The organism is uncultured Nostoc sp., from assembly GCF_964247315.1.
In the GTDB taxonomy this organism is placed as follows: domain Bacteria; phylum Cyanobacteriota; class Cyanobacteriia; order Cyanobacteriales; family Nostocaceae; genus Nostoc.
In genome coordinates, this window is the sequence record NZ_CAXTTT010000001.1 from 33,615 (window position 1) to 49,133 (window position 15,519).

The following is a 15,519-nucleotide window of genomic DNA, read 5'->3' on the forward strand; positions in this document are numbered from 1 at the left end:
TTAGACCAAGAAATGACAAAACGACCCAGCAGTGCTGAGTTGTGCGAAGTTGAACTGACAGAAAAGTTCAAATTAATTCTTTGCAGACTAAGACTGCGCCTGAGTTAAGCATTTTCTCAATTTTTCAGCTAACACTTGTACATGGGGTTCATTAAGTATATCAAGGTGAGATCCGGGAAGGTAATGGATATCTAATCCTCCAACTACTAGGTTGCCCCAGCCGAATTGAGGATCGTATTCTGTGCCTATAGCTTCGTTCCGATTTTTATCCTCTGTCCGCAAAAGAATAGCTTGACCAAGGTAAGGTGAAAAAATATAGTCACTGATGGCTTGAGTGTTAGTATCTATAACCTTTAAATGCTTGTCAGTTTCAGGTACATGAAGTACATCTTCCAAGTAACGGTTATATGTATTTTGCAGTTCTTGCTTACGCCAATAACTCCATCTCACAAACTTTTGCCAAAGGTAGTTAGGTCCTTTTTGAACAATATTATTTAAATGCAAAAAAACTCGCTTGAGAAATGGCGCCTGCCAGCTATATCCTGGACGACAACTATCAAGCATAACTAAAATGCCAACTTGTTCGCCTTGCTCATGGAGTTGCCGAGCCATCTCGAAGGCAACTGTACCCCCAAAGGAATAACCTCCAAGAAAATAAGGGCCATGAGGTTGAAGGGTCTGAATTTCTTTAATGTAGTGCGCTGCCATATCTTCAATGCGGGTATGGAGAGGGTGTTTTCCATCTAGTCCCCGTGGTTGTAATCCGTAAAATGGTTGTTCTATCCCCAAATGCAATGCCAATTCACGGAAACATAAGACTTCTCCACCCAATCCATGAATACAGAAGAAAGGTGGCTTGGAGCCGTTGGGTTGAATTTCTACTACAGATGACCAGCTAAATTTTGATTGGTCTAAAGTATTTACTAAAGCCGAGTTTTTTGTTAAATCTTCTTCTTGGCAGATTATTTTGGCTAGAGCCTCTACAGTACCTGACTGGAAAAGAATAGCAAGAGGCAGGTTTTTATTAAATGTCTTTTCAATTTGCCAAAACAGTTTTACTGCTAGGATAGAATGCCCTCCTAGCTCGAAGAAGTTATCCCTAACACCAATGGGCTGGATACCTAAAATTTGTTCCCAAATCTGTGTTAACTGGCGTTCCACTTGATTGCGGGGAGCAACAAAGGTGCTTTCTGGCTCTTGCCTCGATAAGTCTGGTGCAGGTAGGGCACGTCGGTTTACCTTGCCATTAGGGGTTAAAGGCATGGTATCCAGCACGATAAAAGCCGAAGGTAGCATATACTGTGGCAATTTTGTCGAGAGGAAGCGCCGGATATCAGTAATCGCAATTGCTGAGTCTTGATTCGGTATAATGTAAGCCACCAAACGTTGATCGCCAGGAACATCTTCACGGGCAATTACTACAGTCTGGAGTACATCTGGGTGTTGGGCTAACACCGTTTCAATTTCCCCTGGCTCAATGCGTATCCCACGGATTTTAACTTGATGATCTCGGCGACCGAGAATTTCTAGAGAGCCATCTGGACGATAGCATCCGCGATCGCCTGTATAATAAAGCCAATCCTGTCGATCGTTCCGAAAAGGGTTCTTGACAAACCGAGAACGGTTTTCTTCCTGGGCATTGATGTAACCCAAACTGCGGAATGGAGTTCGGATTACAATCTCGCCTGGTTCACCGATACCGCATGGTTGGTGATTTGGTGTAAAAACCAGTGCTTGGGTTTGAGGCAGGGGCAGTCCTACTGGCTGTATGCCTGGTGTACACTCAACAGGTACTTGGTAATAACACTTTGCCAAAGTTGTCTCTGTCGGGCCGTAAAGATTAACTATTTCACCTGATTCGGGAAAAGCATCCCGCCACCGAATTACAAGGGTTTCCTTCAAAGGTTCTCCAGCCAAGAACAACCAGCGTAAGTTACGTAAAGAGACTCCTGACGGCACATTGGCTAACCATAATTGCGCCAGCGAAGGAACTGTATGAAGTACAGAAATTTGCTCATTTTCCAAATAACGCAGAATTCTAGTCGGTTCTAAGTTATCTTCTTCTGGCAAGCATAGGGTTGCACCACTAGTTAAAGGTAAGAAAATATCTCTAAGAACGACATCAAAAGAAAGACCAGTTAATTGAGCAACACGGTCTTGCTGATTAATTTCAAAGGTCTGTCGCTGCCAGTTCAGAAAATGCGCCAACCCTTTATGACACCCCAATACCCCTTTCGGGACACCAGTAGTGCCGGAAGTAAAGAAAATATAAGCTGCATCGTCGGCAGTAATTTCAGGTAGATTTATTGCTTTAATGCTCTTTTTGCTTGAATTTATAGTTTCTCCTGTGTCTGGGTTGACAAAGATGCTAGTTAAAGACTCCCCTATATTTTCGTCTTCTGGACGCTGACCATCAATATATAATATGTATTTAGCTTTAGCTTCCTGTAACATCAACCGTTGGCGTTGGCTAGGAAGTTTTGGATCGAGGGTGAGTAGCACACCACCACTCAATAGTACGCCAAGCATACTAGCAATTAGCCCAAAGCTTCGTGTCCCAAATACGGCTACAACATCTCCCCGCTCTACTCCGTGAGATAACATAACCTGTGCTAAGGTTTGAGCGATTTTGCCCAATTCCCCATAATTCCAAGTGCGAAATCCTTGACGAAGTGATGAATGTTCTGGGGTACGATTTACCCAAGAGGTAAACATTGTTGTCGTCAACTCATACTGTGGTTCTGGTAAAACCACCCTTGGCTCTGGCAGCAAAGACCGCACTTCTGGTGTCACCAGGGAATATAAACTAATCTGGCTCTCTGGAGCAGCAACAATTTGATTTAGCAAGTGATGGAATTGATGAAGCATTTCCATCATCCGTTCTGAAGTAAACAGATCGGTGTTGTAAACTAAATCAAGTTGGATTCCTTGATTTTGTTCTGTAATGTAAAGGGTTAAGTCAAACTTGGAAGCTGTTTCTAGGATCGAGACTGGTTCTATAGCCACTCCAGGTAGTTCCAGTTGGATGTCCCTTAAGTTGAGCATATTAAACCACACTTGAAACAGTGGGTTGCGACTGGTATCTCGCTCTGGTTGCAGTTCTTCTACCAGTTTCTCAAAGGGCATATCTTGATGGGCATAAGCAGCTAATGCCATCTGGCGAACTCGATTTAGAACTGACCGAAAACTGGGGTTGCCAGCAAAATCAGTCCGTAAAACAACGGTGTTAATAAAAAATCCGATTAGCCCTTCAATCTCAGAACGATTACGGCCAGCAATGGGAGAACCGATGAGAATATCTTCTTGCCCAGTGTAGCGGTGTAATATTGTCCCAAAGGCCGTCAGCAACGTCATGAATAGAGTGACACCCTCCTGATGCGAGAGTTCTTTAAGTGATGCACTCAAAGTCTGCGGTAGTATCAGAGATTGGGCTGCTCCTTGGTAAGTTTGCACTGGTGGCCGTGGTCGGTCTGTAGGCAATTCCAGTACAGTATTAGCACCTGCTAATTGGGTTTTCCAATAGTTAATTTGCCTGGAAAGTACCTCACCTGATAGCCATTGGTGCTGCCACACAGCAAAATCGGCATACTGAATGGGTAATTTTGCCAAGGGAGAAGGCTTATTGCTTAAAAAGGCTTCATAGAGCGCTGTTAACTGCTGCCAGAGAATGCCGATTGACCAGCCATCCGAGGCGATGTGGTGCATCATTAACAAGAGTATATGTTCCTGTTCGTCTACTTGGAGCAAAGTAGCTCGCAACATCAAGTCAAATTCTAAGTTGAATGGGCGTTGCACCTCTTGATTGAGAAAAAATTCTACTTGCTCTTTTATTACCTTAATAATTTTGAGTTCTACTGACCGAGGCGTGCCAATTACTTGTATAGGGCTACCATCAGATGATGTAATAAAGTTGGTTCGTAAAGCCTCATGATGGACAACGATCGCATCTAGTGACTGTTGCAATACATCCACATTTAACTTGCCCGTTAAGCGCTGTGCATTGGAGACGATATACGCTGGGCTATTGGGTTCCAACTGCTCTAAAAACCAGACTCGCTGCTGGGCAAAGGATAAAGGAGCTAATTCCCGATTGGTTATTTGGAGAATGGTCTGATTTTGGGGATCATTTTCTGGAGTTTGGTTTTGAGCGACCGCTTGAGCTAAAGTAGCGATCGTGGGATGCTCAAATAATAGTTGCAGCCGTATTTCTATCTGAAAAGCTTGGCGAACCCTAGACATCACTTGAGTGGCCAGCAGTGAATGACCTCCCAATTCAAAAAAATTGTCGTGGATACCTACTTGTTCCAGACGCAAAACTTTCGCCCAAATGCCAGCTAAGATTTCTTCTATCGAATTCTGAGGTGGAACAAAGTTAGTTGACAGCCTAATATCAGACGTATCCGGTGCAGGTAAAGCGTGGCGGTCTATTTTACCGTTGGGATTTAATGGTAAAGTGTTCAAAAATACAAAGAAACTAGGCACCATGTATTTAGGCAACCGAGTTTCTAAAAAGCGACGCAACTCAAGCTGACTAGGAATTTGCTCTGAACTGACAACAATATATGCCACGAGTCGCTTGTCCCCAAGAACATCCTCTCTGGCTATGACTAGAGTCTGCGTCAGAGCCGGATGTTGAGCTAATATGGCTTCAATTTCTCCTAATTCAATTCGGAAGCCACGTATTTTAACTTGGTCGTCAATGCGACCAAGGAACTCGATATTACCATCGCTCAAATATCGTGCCAAGTCACCAGTTTTGTAAAGACGTGTCCCAACCTCAGAGCTAAAAGGGTTGAAAATGAACTTTTCTGTGGTCAAATCTGGACGGTTAAGATAGCCTCGCGCTAGACCAATACCACCAATGTGCAGTTCACCTGATTCACCAACAGACACTGGCTGTAAATTTTCATTAAGGATGTGAATCTCTGCATTGGTAATCGGACGACCAATGGGAGCAACTGCATAATTAGTGCCGCGCTGGCAAGTCCAGAAAGTGGTATCAATGGAAGCTTCTGTGGGCCCATAACAATTATGTAAAACATTCTCTAAATTCAGTTTGGCAAAGAAGCGTTCTATAAGTTCGCCAGATAAAGCTTCACCACCGCAGGTAATGTGTCTGATGAATCGGCAATTCTCAATTCCCCTCTCTTCCAATAAGACACGCAGTGTGGAAGGTACTAAAGCCAGAACTGTGATTTGCTGCTCAGTAATTACCTTCACAAGGTAGGCTGTGTCCTGATGTCCACCAGGGCGAGCTATAAACAATTGCCCCCCAAAGCACAATGGCCAAAATATCTGCCATACTGAGGGATCGAAGCTAAAAGAAATAGTCAGTAAAACTTTGTCTGCGTGAGTTAATCCAAAAGTTGTTTGCTTCCAGTGGAGTTGATTGCAGATACCACGGTGAGAGATCGTTACACCCTTGGGTTGTCCTGTAGAGCCAGATGTATAGATTACGTAGATGAGATTATCAGCAGTCGTCTCATTTACAGGATTTTCTTGAATGTTTTGAATATTCCCTTGCCAGTTTGAATCCAGACAAACCACTTGTGCCTGATGCGGTGGTAGGTTCTTGACCAATTTTTCTTGGGTTAACAATACTGGTGTCTGAGTGTCTTCTAAAATGAAGGCCAAGCGTTCTGAAGGATATGCTGGATCTATAGGCACATAAGCGCCTCCAGCTTTGAGGATTGCCAGCAGTCCTACAATCATCTCTAAGGAGCGCTCCAGGCAAATGCCCACTAGAACTTCTGGGCCAACGCCTAAAGCACGTAGGTGATACGCTAGTTGATTCGCCCGTTGGTTTAGCTGCTGATAAGTAAGTTGTGTATTTTCACATACTACCGCAATTGCTTGGGGCGATCGCTCTACTTGCATCTCAAACATTTGATGAATGCACAGATCCTGATGATAAACTACTTGGGTGTCATTCCATTCCTGTAAAACTTGAGTGCCTATGATGTGAGTTAAGGTATCTAACGGAATATTTTTCTTATATTCTGAAGTTTGGCTATTTATCTGCATTTTTGATTTATCGGCTCCATCAGGAAATCCAATTTTTTAAATTATTATTTATTGTAATATATGTTTATACAAATCCTATATAAGGCTACAAATTAACGCCTTGAGGCTATGAGTATGGGAATACAAAAATAATGCCTGTTTAGCTGTAAGATTGGCATAATGCCACTATTTTAAAATGTTGTGGCTTCTGCTCCTAGTATCCATGCTAATTCTTATATAATATTTTATATATAAAACCATTTTCTTATACATTGAGAGAATCGATTGATTACCCGTATAATAATCTATTTCCCCATTTGTACTCAATTTCTTCTTAACTGTTAACTAAAGATCAAAAAAGTAGGCAGTAATTATAATTTGCTTACTTTACCTTTCATTAAAAAACAATTTTTTTAGATATTGTATAATTAAATATACAATATCTAAAAAGACTCTATCCTTTTTTACGAAAGTTTGCCTAATGGGAAAATCATTCTTACCGAATCTTCATTGTGTTTATTGATATGTAAAAATAGTGTAAAGTTACGATCGGATTTGCTAAAAGACTTAAGTAAGCTCAACTCAGTGTAAAATTTATCATTAGAATCAAGAAGGGGCAAAGAGAAGTTTAATCGTTAACTTCCGGTGTTGGGGCACTCCGCCCCAGGTTTCAAAAGTTCAAAAAGGCAAAAAGCAGAAAAAAGAGGGTTTTAGCGCCTTATTCATCTTTATTTATCCTTTTCTACTTATTGTTCTTCCATGAATTTAGGTTGAAGGATTGATTTTTCGTTAGCTGAGACGATAAAAAATCATTAATTTTCACCAAGATTGACGAAAGACCTTTATCCCGACTCAGTGAAACCATCATCAGCACGATTTCATCTCACTATATAAAGCATACATAAAGTGAAGTCTTGCACATAGAATTAACCTTTAAATAAATGTAACAAAAAATACATCAAAACCCTTGCTTTTTCTTAGAGCGAAAACTTATTTAAGGTTTTTGGCTATAAATAATCACTTGCAGCAAGTCAAATATTGATTTTTTGATGGTGATATGACCGTGCTTAAACCCTCAATTTTTAATAGACAAGAATTAGAGCGGTCTAAAATCCAAATCTATGACACAAAAAAGTTTTATCAAAAACATATCAAAAAATTGACTCTCTCAAGAGGTGAAAATGTTTAGAATGAAGATACTGCAAGATTTACAGATATTAAACATACATTATTGAGCTTAACCTTGCTTATTAATAATAATTATCATTAATTTGTTACTAATTCTTTTAAATGTACCCATGAAACTGACCCAAGTTAAATCGCAATATTGGTTTATGTAAATTTTTGTAACGATAATCAAATTTTTGATGCATTTCGTTATATGTTAAATGTGGAAGTTTTGTTAATAAGTAATTATGCGTAAAGAAACAAAGAAGCTTTTAATCAAAACTAAAATATTATAAGCAAACATGCTAAAGTAATTTCTAAAGAGATGTAACTATATCTCTGTTATATAACGTACCTCTGCGATGCGATACCTATTTTGTCAACTCTGGCGAAAAAAGTACATTATGTCTATCCTGAATTTTAAGCAAAATCATGGGTTATGTGATCGCTATCTATGATTTGTTTATTTAATTAGCCTTGTTGCTAAAGTTCCTAAAAATAAGAGATTTTTCTCTGGTAAAATTGACAAAAGAGGGTTAATTTTGCTAATACAGTCCAATTATTTTGTACACGTACATTAAAAATACTAATATTGTTTACCTGACCAAGTTGATTGTTAATGTCAGGAATGTTATTCAAACATACTAAGTTATTTACCAACAAATCCTTATCCCCTTTGCTTTAGCATCAAAGCTAGAAATTTCTGTACGAAACAGGATGGATATTATCATGTCAACAAAAGTTAAGTACTAGAGTAGTAGTTACACTTAAATAAATCCTGGAATATGCTTTTAATAAAGAACTTATAAGTTACTCTGAAAAAAAGTTCAATAGTAGACTATAAAAACCAACTTTCTTTAAAATAAAAACGTGAATGTAAGTTAAGATTTCCCGATGATATAGTAGGTTTTCATAATTTTTTTAACGATACCAGGCATTACTAAACTATGAGTAATCAAAGCATTGCAACAAATAAATTGAGTGAAGTATCTTTAGATTTACGTGCATCTGCATTTGTCAGGGTACGCAAGGGTTCGTGGTGGTTAAGATTAACAACATTGTTTTTAGTAGATTATACTTTGTTATCCTTAGCTTGGATTTTTGCTGGATATCAATTTTCTTCTGAGCATCTTTCTTGGTATGTACCGAGTCAATATTTCCCGATTTTAATAACTATTGGAATTCAAATCGGATCGCTAGCTCTCCAAGGTATTTATCGAGAAGGTCAAAAACGCTATGACTATTGGAATATTATCAAATCGTTAACTTTTGCTCATGGATTAATACTCCTTGTTTGTTCTTTGTATAAGCCAGTTGTTGAGATCACAAGCCCAAGATTAATATTATTATCTTGGTTGCTAAGTATATTATTTATTTGCACTGGTAGATATGCTGTAAATGTTACTCTTGAATATTTGCGTAAACAGAAAAAAATCGTTCGTTCTTCTGTATTCATTATTTGCGATCCTCAAGATCGCGAACAGATTGCTAGCTTTATAAAAAAAGAAAAGCATTATATTGTCTCTGGAACGGCAAATGCTAACTCATTAGACAGATATAAACGCCAACAAACATTGAGTCAACTTAATGAATTAGGTGTAACAGAAGTTTTTATATCTTGGGATGCTCTAAAAAATAGAATGTTTTTGTGCTGGTTATTTCAAGCATCGGGAATTCAAGTACATATCTTACCGATGGAATTAAAACCAATTTATAGAAACGTAGAATTTAATAAAATAGGGGGAATGCCTTGTCTGAGTTTGGATTGCCCGATAATTACAGGTAAAGATTTTTGGATAAAGCGTATTTGTGATTTTTGTTTGGCGACTTTGTTTGTAATGTTCTTATTCCCGATTTATACAGCTATAGCTATAGCTATAAAACTTGACTCTTCTGGGACAGTATTTTACAGACAAACTCGTATAGGTTTACATGGACAACAGTTTAAAGTATGGAAATTCAGAACTATGAGGTCTGATGCAGAAACACTACAGAAGGAATTAGAAGCTTTAAATGAAACAAAAGATGGAATTATATTTAAAATAAAAGACGATCCTCGTATTACCCGTGTAGGAAAGTTTCTCCGTCGTTACAGCTTAGATGAATTGCCCCAACTTTTTAATGTTATCCTTGGAGAAATGAGTATAGTAGGTCCTCGCCCTTTACCTACTAGAGACGTTGATAAGTTTTCTGAACATCATTTTATTCGGCATGAAGTTTTGCCTGGTATTACAGGTCTTTGGCAAGTATCAGGTCGATCTGATATTTTAGATTTTGAACAAGTGATTCATCTGGATATGAGCTACATCGAAAATTGGTCACTTGCTTTAGACTTTGAAATTCTCCTTAAAACAGTTATGGTGGTTTTGAAAAAAGATGGTGCTTACTAAAAAAGAAAATCATAGCCGTACAGGTTCAGGATTGTATAGTTTAGGTTAAGTATCGATAAAAGTATTGCAGTCTACAGTTTAGTTGATAGCGGATTAAATTTGGATTTTTTTATCTTGTTGATTAGTTACCTGTTTAAAGGGATCTAAAAAATATTTTATTTCTAAGGATCTATCCGAAAAAATTATGGTGACTCAAAATGAACGAATTAAGCTGAATTAAGAATTTCAATAATGGTAGAAAAGTACAAATTCATAAGTAATTCCCTTTCAATGATGCTCAATCGGTTAGCACAAAGCATTACAGCATTTGTATTAACCGCTTCTATTGCTCGTACTTTAGGAGCTGAGGCTTTAGGGCAGTATCTACTCGCATATAGTTACTATTTTATCTTTGTAGGCATTGCCTCACAAGGGTTAAAGACATTGTTTACTAGAGAACTAGCTCGTGAGCCACAAAAAACACCAGTCTATCTAATGAGTGGTACGTGGTTACAGTTAATATTTAGTTTCTTTAGTTATGCGGCATTGGTAATTGTAGTGTTTTTGCTTCCCTATAGTTCCAAGACCTCGACTGTTTGTTACATAATGGGCTTAACGATCGTTCCTTTTGCGCTTTCTAATATCACAGAGGCGATTTTTCAAGCTAAAGAAAAGATGCATCTGATAGCGATCGCTACAGTGCCGATCTATATCCTACGCCTAATAATAATGATTTGGGCGATGCAACTAAAATATGGAATTGAATATTTGGGGGCGATCCTATTTTTTTCAGAAACACTAATTCTGATAATTGAATGGATTTTTATTGTCCCTTTAGTAAAAATACAATGGCAGATTGATAGAAATTTTGTCTTTAATACAATTAAAGAGGCGCGGACATTTTTTGCTATTGAAGGAATGGCTGTAGTTAATAGCAGAATTCAAATATTGATTCTTTCATTATTAGGAAATGAGTTTTTAGTAGGTCTATTTGGCGGAATAACACAATTATTACAACCCTTTTTGATTATTGCTAATAGTCTAACTTTAGCTATATTTCCAAGATTTTCCAAGGCAGTAGAGCAAGGACGGGACAAGCAGAGGCAGATAGCTGAAAATATTATCGAAATCCTACTAATTATCGCATTGCCGTTATATCTTGGAATCTTATTGTTTGGCAAAGATTTATTAGTTTTTATCTATAATACCAGCTTTGCTGAAGCAAATATAGCCCTTAGTTTAGCCGCTGCATCACTGCTTTTCTTGCCGTTTACACGCTCATTGAGTTATTTACTTGTAGCCAATGGTTTCGAGATAGTGAACTTACGTGAAGTAGTTATTACCACTACATTAGGGAGCTTGGGAGGTGTGGTATTAGTTTCGCACTATCAGTTACTAGGTGCAGCTTTAGTAGCATTATTAATGACTATTTTGGGTTTTATCCAGTATATTTATTTCACCTATACTCGTTTATTTTCATTAAATTTATGGCGAATATTGCGCCGTCCATTAATAATAACTATTGTGATGCTACCTATATTAATATTATTACAAAAACTTAACTTAGACTTTATATTCACTCTACTCATTGCAACTTGTGCCTATTCTTTGTTTGTAATTTATTTAGGTATTAGTGCGTTTGGCGGGTTTCGTTTTTTATGGGTCAAATTTTTAAAATAGTAGTAATTGTTGAAGATAGATTTTTACCATTAACTCATCAAAATTGAGCGAGAGTATAATTTTAATTATGATTAAAGTTGCTTTATTACATTTTTGCTTTGAAGATTACACTATTGAATTAGCAAACAGTTTGGTTAAATATGTTGATTTAACGCTTATTCACCCAGAAAAAGTCTCAAATGTATGCAGCAATGTTCTTGATTCCAGTATCCGCGTGATTACCTTTAAAAAACCACGGATTCGCGATCCGCGCAACCTATTGTCTATGTACGCGATAATGCGTATTATCAAAGACATAAAGCCAGACATTTTGCATGTGCAAGAAACTAACGATCCTTGGTATGATTGGACACTGTTACTCAACAAAATGCCACCACTGGTGACAACTATCCATGATATATTCCGTCACCCAGGTGATAGCATGTCTGTATTCGGTTCAGAGTATACCAGGCGTATTGCCTTCTACCGTTCCCAACAATTGATTGTTCATACTCATCAACTAAAAAAGATTCTAATTGAACAATTCCGTATACCTCAAGAGCGAGTCAATGTTTTACCACATGGGGAACTTGGTAGTTTGTATAAGCGTCGGGGTAATCACAATAGTCAGACTCGCGATCCAAATACATTACTATTTTTTGGACGCATCTGGCCCTATAAAGGATTGAAATATTTACTTCAGGCCATGCCTTTAATTGCTGAACGTATACCTGAAGTCAAGCTAATTATCGCTGGACGAGGAGAAAACATAAAACAATATTTCCCTAATGGTTATGATGAGAAACGCTACGAAATTATCAATGACTTTATCCCCCTTGAAGAAGTAAGTAATCTATTTCAACGCAGTACGATAACAGTTCTACCATACATAGAAGCCTCTCAAAGTGGTGTAGCAGCCTTATCTTATGGGATAGGAACACTGGTTGTAGCCTCTGAAGTAGGGGGATTAAGTGAGATAATTCAGCATAAAAAAGACGGGTTATTAGTTCCACCTTGTGATGTCCAATCTTTAGCTGATGCCATTATTTATTTGTTAAGCGATCGCGACTTGCAAAAACGTATGCAAACTGCGGCATTAGCTCGTTGTCAAGAAGATTTAAATTGGTCAAATATTGCTGCTCAAACAGCTCAAATTTATTATAAAGAAATGAATATGCAAAATAAATATTAGTTAATTTATTATGAGAAAAATACTAATTTTTTCTGAACAGGTATTCACAATTGTGAGCTTGCTGATGTATTCAGGGGCAATCTTTGTTCTCGTACTGTCAGGAGGAGCTGGACAGGGCGATTTAGTAGAAATTGATAGCTCTGGTATTCGGATTATTTATTCCTTAATCTACGCAGTTACCATAATACTACTAGTTTTGCGTTGGAAGAAAACTCTTTATTTCCTTAGCAAAGACTTTTGGCTTTATTTTTTAATTTTATTGTCAGCTGTTTCTATTATTTGGTCTTTTGAACCATCAACAACATTAAAAAATAGTTTTTCCCTTATTAATTCCAGTTTATTTGGATTATATTTTGCTTCGCGATATAGCTTAAAACAGCAGTTACATTTACTTGCTTGGAACTTTGCAATTATTATAATACTCAGTTTTGTTTTTGCTATAGCTTTGCCTAAATACGGAATACAGAGCGATTTGGATGGCTCAAAGTGGCGTGGAGTCTTCACGCACAAAAACGGTCTGGGAGCAAAAATGGTAACGAGTAGTATGACTTTTTTTATTCTTGGTTATCAAACTCAAAGACGTAGTTGGCTTTTATGGGCAGGGTTTACCTTGTCAATAATACTCTTACGGCTTTCCGCTTCTGGTTCCTCTCTAGTTAATCTATTAATTATAATATTGGCATTTTTTACTTTTCAAATTTGGCGTTGGTCTTACCAGTTCATTGTACCAACCCTAATAATGATGGCGACTATCAGCCAAAGTTTATATTTTTGGTTATCTAATAACCCTGATACCCTGTTCGGTGCAATTGGTAAAGATGCGACACTGACGGGTCGAACAGAATTGTGGCCATTAGTAATTGATAAGATTTGGAAACATCCTTGGCTTGGTTACGGTTATGGTGGATTCTGGCAAGGATGGAATGGCGAATCTGCCTATATTTGGCTTGCATCTGGATGGACGCCAAACCACCCCCACAATGGTTATCTGGCTCTTTGCCTGGATTTGGGTTTTTTAGGATTAGGGGTATTCTTTTTAGGATTTTGGCGCAGTTATCTGCAAGGATTTGCTTGGGTGCGTAGTAGTAAAACAGCATTTGATATTTGGCCACTTATACACATGACATATATACTCTTATCTAGCCTCACTGAGTCTAACTTGGTGGAATCAAATAGTTTAACTTGGATACTCTATGTGGCGGCATCTCTCTCAGTCAGAATGTAAAAATGAAGTGAAAATCAGATGATTAATCAATATAACTGTAACCAGCTAATAACAGCAAAACCGATAACTATTGTGATGTATATATGCATATTTATTGTTTAACCCAGTTTCGCCAAGTATTAATATAGGTTCCATAAATAAGGTATATTTTAGACTTGACAAGTGAGTGTTTTACTAAAGTAACGTTTCACATTTCCCTGCCTATCACCCATAAATTCAATGTTTCGACCATTGTTCCGAGTGAGTGAATAATTACTTACTAAACTAATTAAAAATTGAAATTATTATGGCATCACCAAAGAAAATACTAATTATCGTTGAGAACCTTCCAGTTCCCTTTGATAGACGGGTATGGATGGAAGCAACTACTTTGCAAAAAGCTGGGTATGAAGTTAGTGTAATTTCACCTACAGGTAATGGCTTTGAAAAAGATTACGAAATTATTGAGCAGATTCACATTTACCGTCATCCTCTACCACCGGAAGAAAGTTCTGTCATTGGTTATCTCCGAGAGTACAGTTGGGCGATTAACTGGCAATTCCGTCTAGCTCAAAGGGTATGGCGAGAGCGTGGTTTTGATGTTATACATATTTGTAATCCGCCCGATTTACTTTTCTTGGTAGCAGCATGGTTTAAATTATTTCATGGTATATCTATTATTTTCGATCATCATGACCTCAGTCCTGAAATGTATGAAGCTAAGTATCGGCGGCGCGATATTTTTTATCATGGATTACGCTGGGCTGAACGCTTGACCTATACCACAGCAGACATGGTAATTTCAACGAACGAGTCACACCGAGAGGTAGCTCTTAACCGTGGGCATAAGAAACCAGAGAAAGTATTTGTAGTTCGTAGTGCGCCGGATCTTTCGCGCTTTCGCCGGATGCCTCCAAACCCCAATTACCGTAGAGGTAGAAACTACTTGATAGGTTACATGGGTGTCATGGGAGAACCAGAGGGTATTGATTATCTCCTAAGAATGGTATATTACATTGTCCACAAAAAAAATCGCTCTGATATTCACTTTATGCTAATTGGTAGTGGACCTATGGCAGAAAAACTCAAGGACTTATCTAAAGAGTTAGAAGTGAATGAGTTTGTAGAATTTACAGGGTTTAAGCAAGGTGAAGAACTCTTAGAGCGGCTTTCCAGCTGCGACGTGTGTGTAGAGCCTTCTCCAACATCTGCTTATAACGAAAACTGCACCATGAATAAAATCCTTGAATATATGGCAATGGGAAAACCAATTGTCCAGTTTGATTTGCGAGAGGGAAGACGTTCTGCACAAGAAGCATCTCTTTATGCCAAGCCTAACGATGAAATGGAATTTGCCGAGAAAATGCTAGAACTTCTAGATTTTCCTGAACGTAGAGAAAAGCTCGGAGCCGAGGGGCGACGCAGAATGGAGGAGATTCTTGAATGGCAATATCAAGCTCCAAAACTGTTAGATGCTTACGATAAAGTATTGCAAAGTAGTTAGCTGTTTTAACTTTCAGAATTACTATAGTAAGTAACTGTATTGAGTAATGAATAGGTATTTATGGTCAAAAATTACAAACTGACTAAAAGTCGAGTTTTTTAGTTGATTTTGAAATTTTGCCTTTGGCTAAGATAGTTGATCTAACAAAGAATATAGCCGTATAATATCCAAATAAAAAATCAAGCCTTTGATAATCCAGAGAGAAATTTGAATATTAATGGTTAATAGCTAATGCAAAAACTTTTAATTGAACGTCCTGTTACTAAAGGGTTGGGTTGATTTATGGGATGGCAGTTATAGTTAGGACATAGTTAACTCACCTAAAATCCCAAAAATAACAAATTTTTTGCTGAAGAAAGGGACACATTTACACCAAAGGGGGACTAAATTTTTAACTTAAATACTCTATACTACAAGACAG

6 protein-coding genes are annotated in these 15,519 nt (G+C 37.8%); 5 read left to right on the top strand and 1 reads right to left on the bottom strand.

What is annotated here, in order from left to right:
* Positions 1 to 87: 87 nt before the first annotated feature.
* On the bottom strand, positions 88 to 6,024 hold the full coding sequence (locus ACFE93_RS00165) for an amino acid adenylation domain-containing protein (RefSeq protein WP_375471486.1): 5,937 nt from the start codon (positions 6,022 to 6,024) through the stop codon (positions 88 to 90).
* Positions 6,025 to 8,117: 2,093 nt separating this feature from the next.
* On the opposite strand from ACFE93_RS00165, the gene ACFE93_RS00170 reads away from it, so the two are divergent.
* The 5 genes from ACFE93_RS00170 (at position 8,118) to ACFE93_RS00190 (ending at position 15,098) form a co-directional block, all read left to right on the top strand.
* Positions 8,118 to 9,560, top strand: a complete 1,443-nt coding sequence (locus tag ACFE93_RS00170) for a sugar transferase (protein ID WP_375471487.1) — start codon at positions 8,118 to 8,120, stop codon at positions 9,558 to 9,560.
* Between the two features lie 231 nt (positions 9,561 to 9,791).
* Positions 9,792 to 11,219 carry an oligosaccharide flippase family protein gene (locus tag ACFE93_RS00175; protein WP_375471488.1) on the top strand — a complete coding sequence of 476 codons (1,428 nt, stop codon included), beginning with the start codon at positions 9,792 to 9,794 and terminating at the stop codon, positions 11,217 to 11,219.
* A 67-nt stretch (positions 11,220 to 11,286) separates the two neighbouring features.
* Positions 11,287 to 12,390 (top strand): glycosyltransferase family 4 protein, encoded by a 1,104-nt coding sequence (locus ACFE93_RS00180; RefSeq protein WP_375471489.1) that lies wholly within the window; start codon positions 11,287 to 11,289, stop codon positions 12,388 to 12,390.
* 196 nt (positions 12,391 to 12,586) lie between these two features.
* On the top strand, positions 12,587 to 13,615 hold the full coding sequence (locus tag ACFE93_RS00185) for an O-antigen ligase family protein (protein WP_375471490.1): 1,029 nt from the start codon (positions 12,587 to 12,589) through the stop codon (positions 13,613 to 13,615).
* A 286-nt stretch (positions 13,616 to 13,901) separates the two neighbouring features.
* Complete coding sequence (locus ACFE93_RS00190; RefSeq protein WP_375471491.1) at positions 13,902 to 15,098, top strand: glycosyltransferase family 4 protein; 1,197 nt, start codon at positions 13,902 to 13,904, stop codon at positions 15,096 to 15,098.
* Positions 15,099 to 15,519: the final 421 nt, after the last annotated feature.